This is a genomic window from Streptomyces sp. NPDC001828 (assembly GCF_042892175.1).
Lineage (GTDB): Bacteria > Actinomycetota > Actinomycetes > Streptomycetales > Streptomycetaceae > Streptomyces.
Map to the genome: position 1 here is coordinate 1 of NZ_JBIATV010000033.1, position 2,107 is coordinate 2,107.

The window sequence follows — 2,107 nt, forward strand, 5'->3', positions numbered from 1 at the left end:
CGTTCGAGCGGTTGGTGGAGGTCGTCGATCCGGAGCGGTCGATGGGACGCAATCCGCTGTTCCAGGTGATGCTGATCCTCCAGAACAACGAACGCGCCGAACTCCAACTCCCGGGAATCCGCGCCCAGTACGAACCCCCGGACGTCGAGGAGGTCAGCTTCGACCTCAACTTCTTCCTCCTGGAGCAGAACGGTTCCGACGGCGCTCCGGCCGGCCTCGAAGGCTTCGTCGAGTACAGCAAGGAGCTGTTCGACGTGTCCACGGTGGACTCGATGGCGCAGCGTCTGGTGCGTCTGCTCGAACAGGTCGCGGAGGAACCGGAGTTGACGGTCGGCGCGATCGAAGTGCTCTCCGACGAGGAGCGCCGGCACGCGCTCGTCGACGCAAGCGGCACTGCGGACGGCGTACTCCGCACCACCGTCCCCGCCCGCTTCGAGGCCCAGGCGGCGCGGACGCCGGACGCGGTGGCGGTGGTGGCGGGCGGTACGGAGCTGTCGTACCGGGAGGTGAACGAGCGGGCCAACCGGCTGGCGCGCGAGCTGGTCGCACGCGGGGCCGGCCCCGAGCGTCTGGTGGCGCTCGCCCTGCCGCGCACCGAGGCGATGGTGGTGGCGCTGCTCGCGGTCCTGAAGTCGGGGGCCGCCTACCTGCCCGCCGACCCCGCCCACCCCGGCGCCGACCCCGCCCTGCTCGTGACCGACACGGCCACGGCCGGGACGTTCGCGGACACCGGTGTGCCACGTCTGGTCCTGGACGGGCCCGCGACCGTGGCGGCACTGGCCGCCCACGCCGACGCCGACCTCGTCGACGCCGACCGGGCCGCGCCGCTGCTGCCCGACCACCCCGCCCATCTGCTCGCGGACTCCGGGGTCGTCGCGGTCCACGGGGCGCTGGCCAACCGGCTCGCCTGGTTCGCCGAGGAGTTCCCGGAGCAGCGCACGGCGGCCGTGCTCGCCACCTCGCCCGCCACCGGCACCGACGGCCTCACGGAACTGCTCGCACCCCTGCTCTCCGGCGGCTCGACGGTCATCCTCGACGCGGGGTCCGACCCGGGCGTCTCGCGACTCGCGGACACCGTCGTGCGGCACCGGATCGCGCGGCTCACCGTGGCCCCCGGCCAACTGGGCGCCTTCGCCGCCAGCGACGACCTGCCCCGCATGACGGACGTCACCGTCTGGATGTGCGGCGACCAGGCGCTGGACGCGGCGGACGTCGAGCGGTTCCGCACCAGCCTGCCCTCGGCACGGCTCGTCACCTTCTACGGATCCGCGCCGGCCCACGGCGTCGCGACCCACGCGGACGGCGGCCGCCCCGAGGACGGCAGGGACCTCCTGATCGGCCGGCCGGTGGGGAACACCGGCGCCCTCGTCCTCGACGAGGGGCTGCGCCCGGTACCGGCGGGTGTCACCGGACAGCTCTACCTGACGGGCGCCGGCCTCGCGCGCGGCTACGCCGGGCGGCCCGGCCGTACCGCCTCGCGGTTCGTGGCGGGACCGTTCGGACCCGAAGGCGCCCGGATGTACCGCACGGGCGACCAGGCGCGCTGGACCGCCGACGGACAGCTCGTCCTGATGGGTCGCACGGATGAACCCCAACAGGCCGCCATGGTAGGTGAGTTGATCGAGACATCCGCGTCGCGCGAGCCGCGGGACCCGGTGGAGGAGGCCCTGTGCGCCTTGTTCGCGCAGGTGCTCGGGGTGGAGGCGGTCGGCGTCGACGACAGCTTCTTCGACCTCGGCGGGCACTCCCTGCTCGCCACCAAACTCGTCAGCCGGGCGCGCGCCGCGCTGCGCACCGCCCTGTCCGTCCGGGACGTCTTCGAGGCGCCCACCGTCGCCGAGCTGGCCCTGCGGGCCCGGACCGGGGGCAAGCCCCGGCCCGCGCTCGCCGCGACACCCCGCACGGCCACCCTTCCGCTGTCCTCGGCGCAGCGCCGCCTGTGGTTCCTCAACCGCCTCGACCCGGAGTCGGCGGCCTACAACATGCCGCTCGCCGTACGTCTGTCCGGCGCACTCGATGTGGTCGCCCTGGACGGGGCGTTGGGGGATGTGGTGGCGCGGCACGAGAGTCTGCGGACGGTGTTCCCGGAGGTCGACGGGGAGCCGAG

At 73.9% G+C, this 2,107-nt stretch carries 1 protein-coding gene; it reads left to right on the forward strand.

The genetic code is table 11. From position 1 onward, the window contains the following. On the forward strand, positions 1–2,107 hold a 2,107-nt coding region (locus tag ACFYZA_RS40235), incomplete at both ends, for an AMP-binding protein (RefSeq protein WP_388495146.1).